The following is a 17,947-nucleotide window of genomic DNA, read 5'->3' as shown; positions in this document are numbered from 1 at the left end:
TGCTTTTTGCTAAGTAAAGTGGTAAACTGCATTGTATTGAGTGTCGCCACCCCAAGAACAATCAACTGAGGGTGGACAGACACTGGACTTCCAATATAAAGAAGGTGTGGATATGAATCAGCGTAGAATACGGGAATTCTCTACTGCCAATCTTGGTGGGTAGATGGGTTTGCGCCATTTTGTAATTGCTAATTCATGCACACAATTTTTAAAATTTACATGGCGGATGCAATTGTCAGGGTACAGTGCACACAAAAGCGCCATATAAATGATAAAGATCGACGTGGAGGGTGGATCGGAGTGATCATGCGGACTCTAAATCCGTACAGCTGGGTGCAACGCCGGGACTCTTCGCCAAGAGCAGAATACAATGACAAGGTGGCTTTATGCAATACTTTGTCATTGTATTCTTTTTTTTAAGAAAATACGGCCAAAAACAGCGTGTGCGGTCGCTTGGGCTGCCACGATACTTGATATTGATAGATGTAAAGGAAAAACAGTATGGTGATGCAAGAGATATTAGACAAAGCGGCGGCGCAAAAAGCCTTGAGCGATGCAGAGGTGTTGGCGCTGTTGTCTGCCAGAGAGTCTGGCGATTTAGAACAGATTTTTCAAACAGCCAGAGCATTGCGTAGCCAATATTTTGACAACAAAGTGTTTTACTACGGCTTTGTGTATTTTTCAACCCATTGTAAAAACAATTGTAGCTTTTGTTATTTCCGCCAAGAGAACCATGGCTTGAAGCGCTACCGCAAAACCAAAGAGGAAATTTTGCAAACGGCACTGGCCTTGAAAGACTCTGGTGTTCATCTCATTGACTTAACCATGGGGGAAGACCCTTATTTTTTAAACCAAGAAGAAGAGCTGTTTGATTTAATCCAAACGGTAAAAACCAAAACCCAATTGCCTGTGATGGTGTCGCCTGGTGTGGTGTCAGATGGGTTTATCAAGCGCTTGGCGGAAGCTGGCGTGGAATGGTACGCGCTGTATCAAGAGACCCACAACCGCGATTTATTTGCCAAATTGCGCTTAGACCAAGATTATGACCAACGGTATCAGGCCAAGGTTCTGGCCAAAAACTGTGGGATGTTGATTGAGGAAGGGCTGCTGGTTGGCATTGGCGAATGCACAGAAGATTTGGTGCATTCTATGCGCGAGATGGGCAGCCTATCTGCCAGTCAAGTGCGTACCATGACGTTTATCCCCCAAGAGCAAACGCCTCTGGCCAATCAAAAAACCAATGAGGCAACCCAAGAACTGTTAAACATTGCGGTGATGCGGATTTTATATCCCCACTGTTTGATTCCTGCCTCTTTGGATGTGGAGGGGCGCGCAGGCCTTGCAGAGCGGTTGCAAGCTGGCGCCAATGTGATTACATCTATCATTCCCCCAGAAGAAGGGTTGGCTGGCGTGGCTCACGCCGAGTGCGACATTGACGAGGGCAATCGCACCATTGCCAGCATCCAAGAGATTATCAAAGACTGTGGCTTAGAAGGTGCCGATGTGGCAGATTACACCCGTTGGATTGCCAAGCGGAAACAGGATTTGCGCCCATGAACATACTGGTCATCGGGGGCAAATTACAAGGCATGGAAGTGATGTATTTGGCGAAAGTAGCTGGTCATCACGTTACATTGGTGGATCATAACCCCAATCCATCGGGAAGATTATTGGCACATCGATTTGTGCAAGCAGATGTGTGGGATCAAGGGGTTATGGTGGAGTTATTTGCCCAAGCGGATGCGGTGTTCCCAGCCATTGAAGATGAATTGGCCTTGAACCAATTGGAAGTCTATCATATGCAAACAGGAACTAGGTTGTTGTATCAAAAGGCGGCCTATGCCATCTCTCAATCTAAAAAAGCGTCTAAAGATTTGTTCCAACAATTACAGATTCCGGCGGCGCAAGACTATCCCCACTGCAACTATCCCGTCATCGTCAAGCCCAACAATCAAAGTGGTAGCCAAGGGGTTTGTCAAGCGTGGACACCTGAAGAGGTGGAAGCCTTGGTTGGGGCAGATAGAGACGCATGGATTGTAGAAGAATATCTGGAAGGTGCGTCTTATTCCTTAGAAGTCATTGGAGACGGAACCCAATATACCACGTCATTGATGACCCAAGTGGTCTTTGGGGCAGGCTATGACTGCAAACGCATTGTGGCGCCTGTTCAACTTACGGCAGAGGAATCCGCCCAACTACAGTCTATGGCAGAAAAATTGGCCAAGCACTTTGCCATCGCTGGTATTTTTGACATTGAGGTCATCAACCGCAATGGGACGCTATATATGTTGGAAATCGACGCCAGATTCCCCAGCCAAACACCCGTTGCCATTTATTATGCCACAGGGATGAACTTGGTGGATCGGCTTGTTCAAGGAGATTTTTCGTCCCCTGACACCGTGAAGCAAGTGGCGCTGTACCAACAAATCCAAGTGACCGAGGAAGAGATTCGGGTGCTGGGTGAACACGTGCTGGGTACTTGTGTGGAGATGGACATAGCCGATGATTTCTTCGGCGCAGAAATGGCCATCACCGATTATGCACTTGATAAATCCCAGTGGTGCGCCATTATGGTGACGGTGGGGCAGACAGAGCAAGGAGCCTATAAACACTTTTTAACTTGCATTGATGCAATAGAGCAGAAAATTGGAAAGAGATGTTTTGTAGAAACCCAGCCCTGAGGCAGGGGGAAATCAAAAAAACATGTTAGAAGGGGATGCCCATGACAAGATTGACACAAGGGGATATTTTTGCGGAGACCCACGCATTGTTAGCCTATGAGCAATTGTTTCAATGGCAAACAGGGTCCACCATGTTGGCCGTGGCACAACGCGCCATGGAGGTGGAACGTCTACCAGCTGCTTGTAAAATTGCTGTGATTCCCGTTACCAGTGGGGAAGGGGTCATCGGCGGATTTTCCCAAGCATTGGTGCGGATTTTCCGCCATTGCAATTTTGAGGCCTACATCACGGAGAAAACAGATTTAGGTGGTGTTTTAGAAGCGCAAACCCAAAATGCAGATATGATTATTATGGCAGACGATGATTGCTATCTGATGTTCAATGTCGGGTGCAAAGGTTATGCTGAAAATGGATATTGCACAGGTCGGGTTTTCGCCCAAGCCCTCTACGAAGGCATGGGGCAACCGCAAGCCCCAAAATCCGTATTGGTTTTGGGGGCAGGGCCTGTGGGGGAAAGCGCAGCCCAGCGACTGCTAGAATTGGGACAAGCCCCTGTTATCTATGACATTGACAGCGAAAAAGCTCGCTTGACAGCGGCGCGTGTCCACTGCCCGTGGGTGGAAGGGGATATGGCCTACCATGGTTACCACGGCGTTGTAGATGCCACCACGGCTGGTGGGTTTATTGGCTTGGAAGACCTTGACCAAGGGGTGGTCGTTTCGGCGCCAGGGGTGCCCTTGGGGGTGCGCCCAGAGGTGGCGGACGCCATTCCCGTGATTCACAACACCTTAGAGTTGGGGACGCTGGCGATGTTATGCCAGTGCGTGCATATGCAGGAGGTAGAACATGGATAAAAGTGTAAGCGACCAAACCAAACGGTATGTGTATAAAAATCAGCGGATGTTTGCGCTGGTGGATCGCATCAAACTCTGGCCTTCCCGTTCAGGGGTGTTGCATGGGGTGAAGGTGATCGAGCAACGGGGCAACCGCCTCCACGTTGTGACCCATTGCGGAGAAGAGTTTTTGGTATATGATTCCAAAAACAGCCGCAGTGCCCGTTGGCTGCGCAATCGCTGGTGTACCTGCCCTTGCCCAGCTTGCAAAATCCCAGCTTGGAAATTGTCTAAATATTCGTCCACTGTCTTTACCGACAGTGCCAGAAGCAGAACATAAGAACAAAGAGAGCGGTGAGGAAGATGGTTACATACAGCCCAGCACAAAAAAATAGATTGACTGAATTGGGATTGTCGCAAGACCAATTGGACATGACCTTTGAAACAGCCCAAGAGCGAGAAGGGGTCTACAAACCTCTTGAAAAACAATTGAGCCGAGAAAACAAAGCCCATTTATTAGACCTGATGGAGCAAATCCACCAGCCCAAACTGTGCGCCTTGCAAGAAGCCATTGCAAAGGGGCTACGTGACCGTGGGTTTACCCAAGTGACCACCCCGTCCATTATTTCCAAAACCTTTTTAGAGCGCATGAGCATCGACAGTTCCCATCCTTTGAACGAGCAAGTGTTTTGGCTCAGCAATAAAACCTGTCTGCGCCCTATGTTGGCGCCCAATTTATACGAAGTGTCTCGCCAATTGCTAAAATTGGGGAAAACACCTGTGCGTGTGTTTGAAATTGGTTCTTGCTTTCGCAAAGAGACAGAGGGCAATGCCCACCTCAAGGAGTTTACCATGGTAAATTTGGTGGAGTGGGGCTTACCAGAAGAAGAGCGCGTTTCACGCTTGAAAGAATATGCTGCCTTGCTGATGGAATTGGCACAGGTGGAGGACTACCATTTGGAAGAAGAAGACTCTGTGGTCTACGGTTTGGGGCTAGATATTGTGGGTAGCAACGGCTTAGAGCTAGCCTCTAGCTCTATGGGGCCCCATCCCTTGGATGACCTATGGGAAATTGACAGCAGCTGGGTGGGCATTGGTAGCGGCTTAGAGCGGTTACTGATGTATCGTGAGCGCCAGCAGGGCATCCATCGCTATGCAAAAAGCACGGCATTTTTAGATGGCGCTAGATTGAATGTGAAATAAGATTGATTAGATGCGCAGATATACAGAACAGGAGTCCTGTAAATAAAAGTCAAGCCCTAAAATGAAAAAATCTCACAAAAATTGTGAGATGACAAAGCAGGCATAACAAAACAGGCCAGAGAAAGAAGGTGTAATCACTGACCTGAAAAACTATGAAATTAGCGTCACTTAGCCCTCGCTGGCGGTCTCCAGAGCCAGCATACACTCCTTGACCCGAGCGTAATAAATCCGCAGGAACTTGTTCTGTGCGGCCGTCATGTAGACGTAGTAGGGCTTGCCCTCGGCACGTTTCTTGTCTATGAACTGGTACACCGCCTCGTCCTCAGGCTTCTTCTTGACGTAGGTAGACACCACCTGAAACAGCGTTTTGCGCAGGTGGGGCGAGCCACGTTTGGTGGTCTTTCCGCCTTGAGAGGTCTGCTTGCCTGACTGGTTGACCGACGGATCCACCCCTGCAAACGCCACAATGGAGCTGCGGTGGGCGAAGCGACGCACATCCCCAATCTCCGCCATCAGCTGTACGCCAGTGGCCTCGCCTACGCCGTACATCGCCATGACGGTGTCGTACTCGGGCAACTCTTTAGCCATGCGGTTCATCTCGATTTTCATCTCAGAGAGGGTTTCTTTGGAGGCTATGAGTTGCTTGGCCGCCGTCACAACCAACAATTTTGCGTAGTCGTTTTTGGGCAGAGTGACAATCATTTTCTGGGTTTTTGCGTAAATTTCAGCCGCCTTTTTGGGTTGAAAATGGTACCCCTTTCGCTTGCACCATTTTTGATAGCGGTCTGTGAAGGACTTTTCGCTGACGGTTGCAATGCAGTGACAGTGCCAAAATGTAGCCAAAAAATCAATCCACTTGACATGACCATCCTTGCGCTCAGGACTAGAAAACAGCTCGTTGACGCCTGGAAAGGTCTTATCCGAGAGAGAAATTAGGTTGTTTTGCAATGAAACAATGGTTTTCATGTACAAATTGTACTGCCGTGTGCAGAGCTTTAATTGTTGTCGTATGGTTTCCATAGGTGTATGTTCTCGCAAATCCACCCAATTGTCAAGCCCGTATTTTGCGATTTTTAGGGCATCGGCTTTGTCGGTTTTAACCTTGCGGATGGAGCCACCACCGCTCTGCTTGATGAGTAGTGGGTTGAGAATGCTGACGTAGATACCGTGCTGGCTCAGTGTCTGGGCGACTGGTTCGTGGTAACGACCAGTGGCCTCCATGATGACACGGGTGTCCGCACCCAACGCAAGAATTTCCTGCGCCAGTACGTCGATGCTGTGGCTGTCGTGCTGGTAAGTACGAGGTGGGAGCGCCACCTCACCCATAGGCCGCAGGGCGGCTACCACGCTGAATTCTTTGGAAATATCGATTCCGACTGCGTTCATATTGTTTCCTCCATGTATTTTGATTAGGCATTCCGCTTTCTTCGCTGCTTGTTCAATCTCCTGAGTGACACGAACGCACCAGTCTTGGTGGCACAACCTGCGCAAATCGAATGCTGCGAACGAGAGAGGCGGCTGGCGGACTCCTTTGCGGGCGTGTAAGCCCTCGGAAAACAGAGCCAGACCTGTTCTCTCCCATTCTAACAGCTTAGGCAACAAAAAGACAAAAGACACGGCTGGCAGCCGTGCCTTAAACCTTAATTTATATTGTAGGAGGAACAATCATGCACATGCGATATGAGCAATTTCTTGGCTATCCTGAAACAGAGCAATTTCAGGTCATAGGTGGGAAAAAGGGATGCAATTGCCTCATTCGGGGTATTGTGACAATTGATATTACAGACCCATGGTCTTTTATCAACTATGGGGATATTGTGCTGATTTCTGGGATTGCCATTAAAGATATCCAAGCTGACCTGTGTGATATGATAAAAAAGTTGCAAGAAAAAGGTGGGGCAGGATTGGCCATTGCCATGGGGCGCTATATTCTAGGGATTCCCCCAGAGGTGATTGCCTTGGCGGATGAACTGAAATTCCCGCTGATGATTTTCCCCTTTGCCGCGAAAAATTCCTCCATTTTAACCAAGATATACCATGAATTGTTTTTGCTGGAAGGTGGCCTCAATTCAAAAGACAAGCTGATGCACGATTTGATTTGCAATGACTATGACCCCATCTATGAAAATCAGATGTTTATTTTGGGCTATAACCAGAAAATGAAGCATATTATCATTAAAATAGGGGTGGTGGAGCCTGAGAAGTATGTGGCACAAATGGGGTTACATAGCTTGCGACAGCTACGCACAGAGTTAGACGATATATTCCGAGTGGAATTTGAAAAGAAGCGAAAATTCTATATTAGCTCTTTGGAGTTTGGGGACATTGTGGCCATGGTGGATGTAAAGGACTTAGCCAATTGGGATGCAATGTTGAAACGCGCGTTACAGCGTGGGCTAGAGGCGGCACAAGCGCGGTTCCCGGATATTTGCTTGGTAGTGGGGGGGAGTAATCTCTTCGCGGATCTGCATCAATTTCGAGAAAAGCTTGTGGAAGCCGAGCGTTCTGTGGATAATTTGCGGGGGTGTCAGCGCTATAATGCGTGCAGATTATATAGAGACATGGGCGTGTATCAAATGTTTTATGCCGCAGAAAAAACCCAGTTGTTCCAGCTGTTTGTGGACATTTTAGGCCCACTTTTAGCCGACAACCATGAGGGGGACACGGTGCTTTTAGATACGTTGGAAACCTATTTGAATTGCAACATGATGATTGGAGACACGGCGGAGAAGATGTTTTTCCATCGCAACACCGTGAAAAATCGCATCCAACAAATTGAGCAATTGCTAGATGGGGACTTGAATGACGTAAATTATTGCTTCAATTTAAGACTGGCCTTTAAAATCAAGCGCTTTTTATTCCCAGAAATCGGGGATGACAACGTTGAATATGCCAATTTGTTGCGGTATATGCAGGGGTTTAAAAAGGAATGACCTCACAGTGTTTTTGCTAAGAAAAAATGTTCACGTATGTGCTGAATGTACATCGTGAACATTTTTTTGTGGATTTTCTGTGAACTGTGGATATAGACCTGATTGTAAAATCCTGTTATGATACTACCATAAAGGGAAACATTCCCAAGGAATAAAATGAGAATTATTAGGAGGATACAATTATGACACTGGAAACTTTATGCCAACAAGCTACTAACTCCCTATTGGATATGGATGAGGATCTGGCCTACGAAACCCTAGATGCTGCAATTGCTGCTGAATACAATCTGACGGAGTTGCTCACCAACGGTTACAGTGTTGGTATGCAAGAACTGGGCGAACAATTCAGCGCAGGCGAAGTTTTCCTGCCTGACTTGATGTACGCTGCAGAAATCATGCAAACTGTATCTGCTCGTATTGAAGAACAAATGGTAGATGGCGATGGCGCTGCTGAAACTAGCGGCACTGCTGTGTTCTGTACCGTGCAAGGCGACGTCCATGATATCGGTAAGGGCATCTGCTGCGCACTGCTGAAAGCTGGCGGCTTTAAGGTCTACGATCTGGGTCGTGACGTTGATCCCGAAGTCATCGTGGCTAAGGCTGAAGAAGTTGGCGCTGACATCATCGGCATGAGCGCACTGCTGACCACCACCATGACCGTGCAAAAGACTGTCATCGATATGCTGACCGAACGTGGCCTGCGTGAAAAATACAAAGTCATGGTTGGCGGCGCACCTGTCACCTCTCGCTGGGCTGAAAAGATTGGCGCTGACTGCTATTCCGAAGATGCAGCTGATTGCGTAGAAAAAGCTGGCACCTTAATCTAAACAATAAACGTTATTATAAAAGTCCCCATATCCCTTCATGCCTTCGGGTATGAAGGGATGGGTTTATGAAGATAAAAAAGGAGCAATTATAAACATGGGTAAAGAGTTAATTTTTAAGGCCTTGCGCCACGAACCACTGGAAAGCACCCCTTGGGTACCCTTCGCTGGTGTACACGCCGGACAATTGAAAGGCTACAGCGCAATGGAAATGCTGCAAAATGCAGATTACATTGTGGAGTCTCTGAAGGAAACTTACAAGCTGTATATGCCAGATGGTCTGCCTGTTATTTTCGATTTGCAAGTGGAAGCCGAAATTCTGGGTTGTGAGTTGCTGTGGGCACGAGATAACCCCCCTTCTGTTGTCTCTCACCCCTTGGCTGGTACCACTGAAATTCCTTGCCTGTGCACCCTGCCTACCGCAGAATCTGGCCGTCTGCCCATGATTTTGGATGCCATGAGAAGAACCAAGGCAGAACTTGGCGATGATGTGGCGCTGTATGGTTTGATTTGCGGGCCTTTCACACTGGCTTCCCATCTCCGTGGCACAGATATTTTCATGGACATGATGACCAACAAGCCTTATGTGAAGGCATTGATGGAGTTCTGCGGTCAAGTTTCTTGCCGTATGGCAGAGCTGTACATCGAAGCTGGCATGGATATCGTTGCTGTGGTGGATCCCTTGGTGAGCCAAGTGTCCCCCAAAATGATTGCCAACTTGCTCAGCGATAGCTTCACTGCTGTCTTTGATTACATTCGTAGCAAAGGCGCTTTCTCTAGCTTCTTTGTTTGCGGTAACGCCACCAAGCAAATTGAAGTGATGTGCAAAATGCGTCCCGATGGCATTTCTATTGACGAAAACGTCAATTTGGCTGCAGCGAAAGAAGTGTCTGACCAATACAACATCACCATGGGTGGTAACATCCCCCTGACCACCACCATGTTGCATGGCAACCAACAAGACAACATGAAGGCTGTTATCGATTTGATTGACAGCGTGGCCGATAAGACCAACTTCATTGTTAGCCCCGGTTGCGATATGCCTTATGATACCCCCAAGGAAAACACCGTTGCTTGCGCACAAGCTGTGAAAAACACAGAACAATGCCGCGAAATGGTGAAAAACTACGAAGGCAGTGCTTTTGCTGATATCGAAGTAGAAATCCCTGACTACGAAAATTCTGAAAAAGTCATCATCGAACTGTTCTTGTTGGATCCCGACCAATGCGCCGCTTGTACTTACATGCTGGCCTCTGTGGTGGATGCCTACGAAGAAATGAAAGACTACGCTGAATATCGTGTCTACAAATACTTCATCAAAGAAGACATTGCTCGTACCATGAAGATGGGCATCGCTAATTTGCCCACCATGTGCATCAATGGGAAACAAGCATTTATTTCTCTGATTCCCAACAAAGATGAATTGTTGGCAGCAGTAAAGGCTTGTGTGAAATAAGCAATAGCACACCATAGGTATAGTATGGCATTTGAATACCGACCAGTATGCTTTTTGGGTGTATTGGTCGGTATTATGTCTATTTTTCCGTTGTATATGTGAGTAAAAATCATCAAAACTGGTGTTAGAGGTATATTGAGGGTTATAGTTTATGATAGAATCGATTGTATTGGATAAAACCACGTTTTATCAGCAGGCATATCAACGAGTGTTGTCTGTTTCTGGCTTGGATCGCCCTGGCGCCAAGTACGAACGGATGAGAAAAGTTGCTGATTCCTTGCGTGCAGAAGTGGAAGAACGGGCTGAGTTGAAAATTGCCATCACGGGATATGATGATGTGTCGATTGAGGGCGAAACCTTGACAATTCAAGGTGAAACTTTTAAATGCAAAGCTTTTTCTCGGCTGGAAACGGCTCATATTAAAAGAGCGTATGTATATCTGCTCACTGCTGGGGATTTTGCTTGCACAGAGCGCTCCATGGTGGATCAAGTGTACTACGATTTTTGGGGCACAGCATTCGTGGAAGAGGCAGAACATTATATGGATCGGGTGCTTTCTGAGGAAAGCCGTTGTAGCGAACATTTTGGCCCTGGGTATTTTGGTATGCCAGTGGTGGCCATGAACCAGTTGAAAAACTTAGTGGACTGGAATAGCGTGGGTGTGACCATTCGGAGCACAGGATTTATAGAACCTGTAAAATCCAGCGGTGGCATCATATTCCAAGTGGATGAAGCGTATACACCCCTTCCAACGGCTTGCGGCGAATGTCGCGGTAGCGCAGCCAGTTGTAGACTTTGTATGCTTTATAAAAATAAATAAATACGCAATAGTTGAGAAAGGACAATAGAAATGAATACACATGAGGATGAACGACAAACGTTTAAGTGCACAGGGATTTGTAGTACCTGTGGGCGTTGCCAAAATGGCCATAACATGGCTGGTGCGGCGCAGCGCAAAACACGGTTGCTACACTATCCAGCAGATTTTGTACCTACCACTGGTCAAGAAGGATATGGCATTGCGTTTGACGTCGGCACCACCACCTTGGTGGGGATTCTCTGGAATAGAGAAACAGGAAAACAGGTGGGGGTAGACGCGCAAACCAATCCCCAAAATAAGCATGGCCTTGATGTTATCTCTCGTATTACCTATTGTCAAGGGGATCCAGAAAAGCTGGCAGAAATGCAAGGCTTGGTTACAGGCTGTATGCAAACTGTGGCAGAAAAGTTATGTAAAATCCAAGGGATTTCAACCAGCCAAATTCAAGTATGTACAATCTGTGGCAATACCACGATGTCTCATATCATCGCAGGGTATGACCCCAAATTGTTGGCAGTTTCTCCGTTTACACCTTCTTATACAGGCACATTGGTGTTCAAAGCTGCAAAATTGGGCTTGTCATTTGCCGCTGATGCCAGCGTGACCCTTGTGCCAAACATCGCAAGCCATGTGGGCGGCGATATTACCACTGGGGTGGTGGCCTCTGGGATGCAGACCGCAAACGGTCTCATCATACTCATCGATATCGGCACCAATGGTGAAATTGTCATGTCAAAAGAAGGCGTAGGGTATGCGTGTTCCACGGCGGCGGGTCCTGCTTTTGAAGGCGCGACCATTTATCATGGGATGCGTGCTGCAGAAGGTGCTATCGAAGCAGTGCAAATTCAAGAAGATGTCACCATTAAAACCATTGGCGATGCCGCTGCTGTGGGCATTTGCGGTTCAGGGCTGATTCAAGCTGTGGGCGAAATGGTGAAAAATAAGGTTGTCAACGGAAGAGGCAAAATGGCAACCCAAGAAGAACTAGAAGCCAAGGGCTTGCCTGCAGCTGTTTGTCAGCGTTGCCGCACTGGTGAAATGGGTCGAGAATTTGTGTTGTCTTACGGGAAAGATGGCGGCACAGATGTGGTCATCACCCAAAAAGATATTCGCGAAGTGCAATTGGCAAAGGGTGCCATTGCCGCTGGGATTGTGTGTTTGTTAGAAGAAGTCAATGCCACCGTTGCAGACATCGAACAACTGTATATTGCAGGTGCATTTGGCAGTTTTATCGACAAGCAAAGTGCAGTGGACATGGGCTTGTTGCCAAACATTGATTTAGAGCGTTTGGTTTCCGTTGGTAACACCGCTGGTGTGGGTTGTGCAATGGCCTTGATGAATCAAGAAGATTTGCGCCGCATGGAAGAGGCTTCTCGCACCATCCAACACGTGGAATTGTCCACGAGCCCAACGTTCCAAGCCAATTACATGAAAAATATGTCTTTTTAATTTAGACGTTAAATTATTTTCCAGAATAAGTTCCACTTATTCTGGAAAATAATTGGTTGTAGCAGGATTTACTGTGGTTCTATGACTGTGCAAATTAAAGCCATGAGAATGGCTTTAATTTGCACAGTGACCACTTATTGTGTAAAACCCAATCGGGCTATGGGCATCCATGAGCCTGAGATTATTTCTTCAATTTCGGATGGCAATCAAATTTATGTCGCGCATGGGTCTAGCCCTCTCTATATGTTTAAAATACAGAAACATATAGAGAGTTTATCGTGAAAAAATCACGTTCTATGACTCGCGATTCGCGGTTAGCGATATGGGCGTTTCAATAAATGTCAACTGCGATTCATTAGTTAAATATCATAAAAAAAGGCGCTAAAAATGGGCAAAAATGCCAGAACTTTGTTGACATTTATGGATAAATGTGGTACACTAAATAGGTAATACATCAGGTCGTAAAATTTCAATAATCTGGTGTATGATACCGTTATCAAATGCTCCCCAATGGGAGAGACCTAGAAGGGTGGAGACCCTCTAAGCCAACCGATTTTTCAGGCTCAAAAAGCGATTAGGCTTATGCCGCGCAGTGGTAAAGCCGTGTGAAAAACAAATACTTTTATTTTACAATTAAATTTTATTTTATAAAGGATTATTGAGACGCACACCCTATTTTGTGGAAACTAATTTGGTGGTGCTAGGGCTGCTCAAAGGTGGGCAGAAACCGGATAATCATAGGGGCGGTGAGATGGCCGCAGAAACCAACTTTATAAACTAAAAGATCATATTAAGCACTCTCCTTTTGAGATTGGTGTGTTGTGGGGAATCCCATGACATTTGCAAAGACGCGAGCGATCACAAAGAGTTACTCCTAGCAAAATAGGAGCGATTCTCTATGGATATCTGTCTGGCATAGTATCACTGACTTAAAGGGGAGTTTTTTAATACATTTAAGGGAAATATCAGTGGATAAGGAAAGGAAAATGGTTTTATGAGTAATGGTACAAAAATTTCTGGCGGTAAGAAAACATACGATTTAGGGTTGATTCTCGCAGGTGTGGGGATCCAAGTGGTTCTGGTTATTTTGATGGTGCTCTCACCTGATGGCACCTACAATGTAATCCAAGCCATGTTCGATAGCGCAATCTCTGGTTTTGGCTCTATTATGTTGGTGTTTACATTTGCATCTTTTGGCATTTCTTTGTATTTGGCTCTTGGCAAATATGGCAACATTAAGTTGGGGGATAGCGAACCTGAATACTCTATGTTCAGCTATATTTCCATGATGACATTGGCTTCTCTGGCATCGGCTGCTATTTATTGGTCCTTCACAGAATGGGCAAGCTATTATGGTGGCCCAGGTCTGAATATGGAAGCTGGCTCTTTTGAAGCACTGGATACTTCTTTGTCTTACGCATTCTTCCATTGGGGCATTGGGATGCAATCTCTGTATGTCCCCATCAGTATTGCCATCGCATATGCTGTGTATATTAAAAAAGTTAAATTCTTCCAAATTAGTGCAATTTTCAATGAAATGTTAGGCGATAAAGTCTCCGATTCTAAGAAAGTCATTATCGCAAAAGTCATTGAATTCATCGTTATTTTGGGTATCGTCGGCGGTCTGGGCTCCACTCTGGGTCTGGCAGTGCCTCTGGCTGGCGCTGGCTTAACCCAAGCATTCGGTCTTGAACTGACCTTCGGCGTCAAAGTTGGCATTTTGCTGGCTATGGCAGTGGTCTTCACCATCACTTCCTTCTTGGGCACCAAAAAAGGTATGGCACGCATTAGTAATATGTCTACCATCATCTGCTTGATTCTGTTGGCTTACCTGTTCATCATGGGGCCAAGTGTGTTCATTATGGATAACATCGTCAGCAGCTTGGGTCATATGACAGACAACTTTGTCCGCATGAGCCTGTTTACTGACCCCATTGGCGGCGGTATGTTCCCCGACTGGTGGACCATTTACTTCATCGCTTTCTATTTGAACTACACTGCCTTCATGGGTATCTTTATTGCTAAGGTCTCTAAGGGCAGAACCATTAAAGAATTGACATTGGCAACTCTGCTGGGTATCAGCGCTGGCGTGTGGGTGCTCTTCGGCGTCAACGGTAGCTTCGCTATCGACGCATACATGAACGGTACTGTTGACGTGGTTGGCTTGGTAAACGAAGGCTTGGGTCAAGATGCTATCTTCCAAGTGTATGCTTTGCTTCCCGGTGGCTCAGTCATCATTCCTCTTGTGGTGCTTGTTATGATCGTGGGCTTCGTGGCATCTTCTCTGGATACTGCATCCCTTTCTCTGGCACAAACCACAACCTTGCAATTGGATGAAAATGGCGACCCCAGCAAGTTCCTCAGAATTTTCTGGTGCTTTGTTCTGACTCTGTTGCCTCTGGCTATCATGTTTGTGGAAGCTGACTTCAATATCATCAAAATGATTTCTATTCTCACAGCAATTCCCTTCCTGTTTATTTTGGCGTTCATTTATGTGGGCTTGTTCAAGTGGCTCAAAAACCACAAATTTTAATTTGTAAAACTGGTCGCCCCCCTGTGTAAGCGGGGGGGTGGCAGTGCGCCCTAGGGCGTGATTGCGTGAAAACGCATGGTTCTAAAGGTTCTTATAAAATTATAGTATTATATTTTGAAAGGAAGCAGTTTACTGCGCGGAAACGACCATGAAAAAAAAGACCAACAAAAGAGAGTACATTAAAAAACCTTCTTACAAGTCGGTATTGAGAGCAAGCGTCATCACAGATGATGATGCAGAACAAATCCACCTTGCCACCTTGAAGGTATTGAATGATACTGGTGTGCAAGTGGGGTCCTTGGAAGCTGCTAAGTTGTTTGAAGAAAACGGCGCAACTGTGGAATATCGTGGCGATATTGCAATTGTCAAAATGCCTCCTTACATGGTGGAAGAAGCCATTAAGACTGCGGCTAGACCTTTGACCTTCTACGGTCGTGTTCCTGAAAAAGACTTCACTGCTTACAAACACAGCGTGAGCCTGACCAACTTCGGTGAAACCGTGAGCATCATCGACTTGGAAAGCAAGGAACACAGAGATTCCACCAAGTTGGATAACTACGAATTCGTGAAGGTTTGTGACTATTTGGACGAAATCACCGTGGTTGACCGTCCCTTCGTCTGCACCGACTATCCAAGCAGCGTGCAAGCACTGCACAACCTGCAAGCCTGCATGGAAGGTACTTCTAAGTCTATCTTCATCGGCGCTGCCAACAAAGATAACTGCATTCGCATGATCGACATGGCAGCTGTGGCCGTGGGTGGTATGGACGTTTTGAAGGCAAGACCCTTCTTGAATATTTGGGTTTGCCCCACCAGCCCTCTGGAAATTGCAAAAGAATGCTGCGAAATTTCCACCGAATGCGCAAAAGCTGGCGTGACTACCGCTTGTATCTCCATGGCTATGGCTGGCGCAACCTCTCCTGTTACTCTGGCAGGTACTGTGGTGCAACATAACGCAGAAGTGCTGTCTGTGCTGGTGTTGACCCAATTGGTGAAAAAGGGCGCACGCTTTATCTATTGCAGCATGAGCACCTTGATGGATCTGAAAACTGCACAAGGCGCTTGCGGTGCTTACGAACAAGCTATGCTCACCTCCGCTCTGTCCAAAATGGCTCAAAGATATGACCTGCCCACTTACATGGGTTGTGCTCTGTCTGATAGTAAGGTTCCCGATGCACAAGTTGGTTACGAAGCCACTCGTAACATGATGACCGCTGCCATTGGGGGCGTAAACTTCATTGAAGGTGCTGGCGCATTGGAATTCGGCCTGACCATGGACTATGCAAAGCTAGTGATGGACTGCGAAGTCATGGCTGGTATTTATCCCATGCTCAAGGGTATGGAAGTCAACGAAGAAACTTTGGCTGTGGAATTGATGCAAAAGGTTGGCCCAACTGGCGAATTCTTGACCCAAAAGCAAACCACTGCATATATGTCCACCCAATCTAAGGGCGATTGCTTCGACCGACGTACCCGCGGCCGTTGGACTAGCGAAGGCTGTGACAACGCTGCTGATAAGGCCTATGCAAAAGCAAAGTGGATCCTTGAAAATCACCAAGTGGCACCTATGGTTCCTGGTGCAAAGGAACAAATCGAAGAAATGATCAAGGGCTACGAAAAAGAACTAGGCGTTTAAGCTATATTTTGGGTATCTATTAATATAGTTTTTAGCAGTGATTTTAAAAATCAATTATTATTAAGAGGAGGATAAAAAAATGGCTAAGAAATCCAAAGCTGCACCTAATATTTTGGATGTAATTGAATCTGCTTATGCAAAAAGCAACAAACTGACCAATGATCAATTGTATCAAATTCATGCAGCAAGCCTCGAGCTGTTGAGCCAAACTGGTATCAAAGTTGAAAGCGAAAAGGCAAGAAATAAGTACGCTGAGCACGGCTGCTTCGTGGAAGGTGAAATTGTTAAATTCCCTGCACATCTGGTGGAAGAATGCGTGCGTTCTGCACCATCCACAGTGTTGCTGGCAGGGCGTGACCCCAAGAAGGATTACATGATTCAACAAGGGAAGGTGGCATTCATCAACTTCGGTGAAGGCGTCAACACCATTGACCCTTATACCAAAGAATACCGCCGCTCTACCAAAGAAGACGTGGGCAGAAATGCAAAGGTTGTGGACTATCTAAACGTCCTGCCCATCGCCTATCGCTCCGTGGCTTCTCAAGACTATCATGGTCATATCCAAGCTCTGCAAAACATGGAAGCCTTGATGACCAACACCTCTAAGCACATCTTCATCGGCCCCGATGGCGAAGTCAATGCCAAGAAGATTATCGAAATGGCTGGCGCTGCAGTGGGCGGTGTTGAAAACCTGAAGCAACGCCCCATCGTCACCTTCAACGTTTGCCCTACCAGCCCCTTGCAATTGAACCCCATGGCTTCTGATGTGATTATGCTGGCTGCCGAATATGGTGTGCCTGTCAACATCATCTCCATGGCACTGGCTGGCGCAACCACACCTGTTACCATTGCTGGTACCTTGGTCACTCACAATGCAGAAACCTTGTCTTCTGTGGTGTTGAGCCAAATCACCAGCAAGGGCGCACCTTGCTTCTATGCAAGCTCCACCACCATCATGGATATGCGTTGCTTGACCACCCCTGTTGGTGCACCTGAATTGGGCTTGATTAGCAACGCTGTTGCCCAACTGTCTCAATATTACTTACTGCCCAGCTTTGTTGCCGGTGGGTAGGCAGACAGTAAACTTCCTGATTCTCAAGCTGCTCACGAAAAGACATTAACAGCTTTGTTGGCTGCCCAGGGTGGCGCTAACCTGATTTACGGTGCTGGTATGTTGGAAATGGGTATGACTTTTGATCTAGCTCAACTGATTATTGATGCTGAAATTTATAAGATGGTCCTTCACACTTTAAACGGCTTCGAAGTAAACGCAGAGACGATTTCTCTCGGAGTCGCCAAAGAAGTGGGTGTGGGCGGCGAATTTGTTTCACATCCTCACACAAGCGCAAACTACAAACAAATTCAATCTCATTCCACGCTGTTTGACAGACAAGCCGTTGACGCTTGGAGAGCATCTGGCGGGAAGCGTACCGATGAAGTGGCTTATGAAAAGGCACAATGGATTCTTGAAAATCACGTTCCAACTCCGCTGCCCGATGATGTTGCTAAGACAATTAGAAAAATCATTGAGGATGCAGAAGTCGAATACGGTTTAAGATAAATTTCGGAGGAAATAGAA

At 46.7% G+C, this 17,947-nt stretch carries 13 protein-coding genes and 1 pseudogene; 13 read left to right on the top strand and 1 reads right to left on the bottom strand.

Annotated features, from left to right (window positions below):
- Positions 1-501 precede the first annotated feature (501 nt).
- From pylB to pylSc, 5 genes are read left to right on the top strand one after another with little or no spacing between them, the layout of a single operon-like run.
- Positions 502-1,557: a methylornithine synthase PylB gene (gene pylB / locus RFF05_RS08775; RefSeq protein WP_409969970.1), complete on the top strand. Its 1,056-nt coding sequence runs from the start codon at positions 502-504 to the stop codon at positions 1,555-1,557.
- The gene (gene pylC / locus RFF05_RS08770) at positions 1,554-2,681 is read left to right on the top strand and encodes a 3-methylornithine--L-lysine ligase PylC (protein ID WP_409969969.1); all 1,128 of its coding nucleotides are present in this window, start codon (positions 1,554-1,556) and stop codon (positions 2,679-2,681) included. The genes pylB and pylC overlap by 4 nt, the downstream gene beginning before the upstream one ends.
- A 41-nt stretch (positions 2,682-2,722) precedes the next feature.
- Positions 2,723-3,535: a 3-methylornithyl-N6-L-lysine dehydrogenase PylD gene (gene pylD, locus RFF05_RS08765; protein ID WP_409969968.1), complete on the top strand. Its 813-nt coding sequence runs from the start codon at positions 2,723-2,725 to the stop codon at positions 3,533-3,535.
- Positions 3,528-3,854 (top strand): pyrrolysine--tRNA(Pyl) ligase small subunit, encoded by a 327-nt coding sequence (pylSn, locus tag RFF05_RS08760; RefSeq protein WP_409969967.1) that lies wholly within the window; start codon positions 3,528-3,530, stop codon positions 3,852-3,854. The genes pylD and pylSn overlap by 8 nt, the downstream gene beginning before the upstream one ends.
- Positions 3,855-3,910: 56 nt before the next feature.
- A complete protein-coding gene (pylSc, locus tag RFF05_RS08755; RefSeq protein ID WP_409969966.1) occupies positions 3,911-4,717 on the top strand; it encodes a pyrrolysine--tRNA(Pyl) ligase large subunit in 807 nt (268 codons plus the stop codon).
- 168 nt (positions 4,718-4,885) lie between these two features.
- On the opposite strand, the gene RFF05_RS08750 is transcribed toward pylSc, so the two are convergent.
- On the bottom strand, positions 4,886-6,103 hold the full coding sequence (locus tag RFF05_RS08750) for an IS110 family transposase (RefSeq protein ID WP_409967781.1): 1,218 nt from the start codon (positions 6,101-6,103) through the stop codon (positions 4,886-4,888).
- Positions 6,104-6,384: 281 nt separating this feature from the next.
- On the opposite strand from RFF05_RS08750, the gene RFF05_RS08745 reads away from it, so the two are divergent.
- The 8 genes and pseudogenes from RFF05_RS08745 (at position 6,385) to RFF05_RS08710 (ending at position 17,929) form a co-directional block, all read left to right on the top strand.
- Positions 6,385-7,650: a PucR family transcriptional regulator gene (locus tag RFF05_RS08745; RefSeq protein WP_409969965.1), complete on the top strand. Its 1,266-nt coding sequence runs from the start codon at positions 6,385-6,387 to the stop codon at positions 7,648-7,650.
- Positions 7,651-7,832: 182 nt separating this feature from the next.
- Positions 7,833-8,477, top strand: a complete 645-nt coding sequence (locus RFF05_RS08740; RefSeq protein ID WP_409969964.1) for a B12-binding domain-containing protein — start codon at positions 7,833-7,835, stop codon at positions 8,475-8,477.
- A gap of 94 nt (positions 8,478-8,571) precedes the next feature.
- Positions 8,572-9,930, top strand: coding sequence for a uroporphyrinogen decarboxylase family protein (locus RFF05_RS08735; RefSeq protein ID WP_409969963.1), 1,359 nt, complete (start codon positions 8,572-8,574; stop codon positions 9,928-9,930).
- Positions 9,931-10,081: 151 nt separating this feature from the next.
- Complete coding sequence (locus RFF05_RS08730; protein ID WP_409969962.1) at positions 10,082-10,750, top strand: hypothetical protein; 669 nt, start codon at positions 10,082-10,084, stop codon at positions 10,748-10,750.
- 30 nt (positions 10,751-10,780) lie between these two features.
- The gene (locus tag RFF05_RS08725) at positions 10,781-12,199 is read left to right on the top strand and encodes an ASKHA domain-containing protein (RefSeq protein WP_409969961.1); all 1,419 of its coding nucleotides are present in this window, start codon (positions 10,781-10,783) and stop codon (positions 12,197-12,199) included.
- A 994-nt stretch (positions 12,200-13,193) separates the two neighbouring features.
- Positions 13,194-14,732, top strand: a complete 1,539-nt coding sequence (locus RFF05_RS08720; RefSeq protein WP_409969960.1) for a BCCT family transporter — start codon at positions 13,194-13,196, stop codon at positions 14,730-14,732.
- Between the two features lie 148 nt (positions 14,733-14,880).
- Positions 14,881-16,368 carry a trimethylamine methyltransferase family protein gene (locus RFF05_RS08715; RefSeq protein WP_409969959.1) on the top strand — a complete coding sequence of 496 codons (1,488 nt, stop codon included), beginning with the start codon at positions 14,881-14,883 and terminating at the stop codon, positions 16,366-16,368.
- 79 nt (positions 16,369-16,447) lie between these two features.
- Positions 16,448-17,929: pseudogene (locus tag RFF05_RS08710) on the top strand (trimethylamine methyltransferase family protein).
- Positions 17,930-17,947: the final 18 nt, after the last annotated feature.

The sequence above is a fragment of the Bengtsoniella intestinalis genome, assembly GCF_039719005.1.
GTDB classification, from domain to species: domain Bacteria; phylum Bacillota; class Clostridia; order Oscillospirales; family Oscillospiraceae; genus Oscillibacter; species Oscillibacter intestinalis.
This window is presented reverse-complemented; position numbering and strand designations above follow the sequence as displayed.

Excerpts from the sequence above, each read along its gene's own strand:
- pylB (WP_409969970.1), top strand. The coding sequence starts at position 502 with ATGGTGATGCAAGAGATATTAGACAAAGCGGCGGCGCAAAAAGCCTTG.
- pylC (WP_409969969.1), top strand. The coding sequence starts at position 1,554 with ATGAACATACTGGTCATCGGGGGCAAATTACAAGGCATGGAAGTGATG.
- pylD (WP_409969968.1), top strand. The coding sequence starts at position 2,723 with ATGACAAGATTGACACAAGGGGATATTTTTGCGGAGACCCACGCATTG.
- pylSn (WP_409969967.1), top strand. The coding sequence starts at position 3,528 with ATGGATAAAAGTGTAAGCGACCAAACCAAACGGTATGTGTATAAAAAT.
- RFF05_RS08750 (WP_409967781.1), bottom strand. The coding sequence starts at position 6,103 with ATGAACGCAGTCGGAATCGATATTTCCAAAGAATTCAGCGTGGTAGCC.
- RFF05_RS08745 (WP_409969965.1), top strand. The coding sequence starts at position 6,385 with ATGCACATGCGATATGAGCAATTTCTTGGCTATCCTGAAACAGAGCAA.
- RFF05_RS08740 (WP_409969964.1), top strand. The coding sequence starts at position 7,833 with ATGACACTGGAAACTTTATGCCAACAAGCTACTAACTCCCTATTGGAT.
- RFF05_RS08735 (WP_409969963.1), top strand. The coding sequence starts at position 8,572 with ATGGGTAAAGAGTTAATTTTTAAGGCCTTGCGCCACGAACCACTGGAA.
- RFF05_RS08730 (WP_409969962.1), top strand. The coding sequence starts at position 10,082 with ATGATAGAATCGATTGTATTGGATAAAACCACGTTTTATCAGCAGGCA.
- RFF05_RS08725 (WP_409969961.1), top strand. The coding sequence starts at position 10,781 with ATGAATACACATGAGGATGAACGACAAACGTTTAAGTGCACAGGGATT.
- RFF05_RS08720 (WP_409969960.1), top strand. The coding sequence starts at position 13,194 with ATGAGTAATGGTACAAAAATTTCTGGCGGTAAGAAAACATACGATTTA.
- RFF05_RS08715 (WP_409969959.1), top strand. The coding sequence starts at position 14,881 with ATGAAAAAAAAGACCAACAAAAGAGAGTACATTAAAAAACCTTCTTAC.